The 2,016-nt window shown below is 36.1% G+C and carries 1 protein-coding gene and 1 pseudogene; one reads left to right on the top strand and one right to left on the bottom strand.

Annotation, left to right across the window (positions count from 1 at the left end; translation table 11 throughout):
- The first annotated feature begins 259 nt into the window (after positions 1 to 259).
- Positions 260 to 1,459 (top strand): MFS transporter, encoded by a 1,200-nt coding sequence (locus FTV37_RS17170; protein ID WP_180064326.1) that lies wholly within the window; start codon positions 260 to 262, stop codon positions 1,457 to 1,459.
- Positions 1,460 to 1,927: 468 nt separating this feature from the next.
- On the opposite strand, the pseudogene FTV37_RS17165 reads toward FTV37_RS17170, so the two are convergent.
- Positions 1,928 to 2,016 (bottom strand): annotated as a pseudogene (locus tag FTV37_RS17165) (IS5/IS1182 family transposase); the annotation flags it as partial.

Genomic DNA, 2,016 nt, shown 5'->3' with positions numbered 1-2,016 from the left:
TCCCGAACTCAGAAGTGAAACCTCTTAGCGCTGATGGTAGTGTGGGGTTACCCATGTGAGAGTAAGTCATCGCCAGCTCATTATTCGAAAACACCCCCTGACTAGTGCAGGGGGTGTTTTTTTATGTCGAAGAAAAAGGGAGAAAAGGGGGAAAGGAGAATGGGGGAGAAGAAAATAAAGAATTCTTCATTCATTTTTATGTGATTTTTAAATTAAAGGCTGAAAGGCGTATACTATCCATGTCATTGATGGAAAGCTCATGTCTGATTTAGCCTCAAATTCTCCTTATATTGAATATGGCACACGGCCATTTCTTGCCATTTTATTTTCTTTATTTTTAGCGGGCTTCGCAATTTTTTCATCGTTGTATTGTATACAACCGATGATGCCCATTTTTGCTGATGATTTTCATGTCAGTCCGACACATAGCAGCTTTCCATTATCTTTTTCAACCATTGCCTTAGCGGTAGGGCTGCTGTTCACTGGTTTGATTTCAGATCGATTCGGCCGTAAGCCTGTAATGGTCACCGCTTTATTTTTGGCAGCGTCACTTTTAATAATCAGTTCTATATTTCCGCTTTGGGAAGTATTTCTACTGAATCGCGTGCTGATTGGTTTAAGTGTGAGTGGTGTTGCTGCTGTTGCAATGACTTATATTGGAGAGGAAATTGCGCAAAAAGATATAGGCTTTGCAATGGGCCTGTATATTTCAGGTACTGCAATTGGCGGAATGGGTGGTCGTCTCATTGCAGGGGTATTGATTGATTATATTAGTTGGCAAAATGCCATGATGATTATTGGTATCATTAACCTATGTATAGCCACAGCATTCTTTTTATTACTTCCAGCATCTCAACATTTTCAAGCTTATCCCATTCGTTTCAACCGATTTTATGAATCTTTCGTTAAAAACTTAGCAGATCCAAAGCTGAGAATTTTATTCCTTCAAAGCTTTATCCTCATGGGATGTTTTGTCTCTATATTTAACTATATGAGCTACCACCTATTAGAAGAACCTTATCAACTTTCTCAAACTTGGATTGGGCTAATTTCCATAGCTTATTTGGCAGGAATATATAGTTCACCTCGGGCTGCAAGTTGGGGGAAACGCTTTGGGCGTGAAAAAGTTTTACCTGCAATGCTGATCATGATGTTGTTGGGGCTGTTGATTATGCTCATTCCGGCATTTTGGTCAGTCATTTTTGGGCTGATTGTATTCACTTTCGCTTTTTTTGCAGCGCATTCCACGGCAAGTAGTTGGGTTTCGGTTCAATCCCTGCAGTACCGTGCCGTAGGTTCATCTCTATATTTATTTTGCTACTACTTAGGTTCTAGTATCTTGGGTAGCAGTAGTGGTTTGGTTTGGGAGATGTCTGGTTGGATTGGGTTGACGAGCTTTATTGCTGTTATCTTGATGATCGGTTTATTTTTAGCAATACAATTGAATAAATTAAAATAGAAAATACGTGAATAATGAGTCTTTTAAAATTCGTTTTATATCTATTTTTTAATATAAATAATGCTATAAAAATGACTGAATTTACGATTATACAACTTTGGTCTAATATGCCTTTTAAAAGGTGCCTCATAATAATGAAACGCATCACAATATAATAAATATTTTTAGTTATCATTTTTTAAATTTAATATATTTTTAAGTTTTTGATATTTATAAGTTATATGTGTTGTTAGGATGTTTTTGCTTTTATCTGTAGTTGGAATTATATATAGATCATCATTGGTTTTAAACTGAAAGTGATTATGAAGAATATAAATATTTTAATGATAACTTTGGTTTTTATCTTAATTTCAGCTTGTGAAAGTACGACGAATTTAGGGACAGCAGGCGCAGAGCGTAAACAATTTTTTATTGTTCCTCAAAAGTTATTAACTAGGGTGTGTTGACATTTACAGCCGATAAATTGAGCTAAAGAGGCAACCATATAAATATACAAGCTAAAGCAACAGCGCTTTGATAGTTACGTTTTAGCTTATCGTATCTTGTGGCAATTCCTC

Origin of the sequence: Acinetobacter sp. YH16042 (assembly GCF_013417245.1) — a bacterium.
GTDB lineage: Bacteria > Pseudomonadota > Gammaproteobacteria > Pseudomonadales > Moraxellaceae > Acinetobacter > Acinetobacter amyesii.
This window is presented reverse-complemented; position numbering and strand designations above follow the sequence as displayed.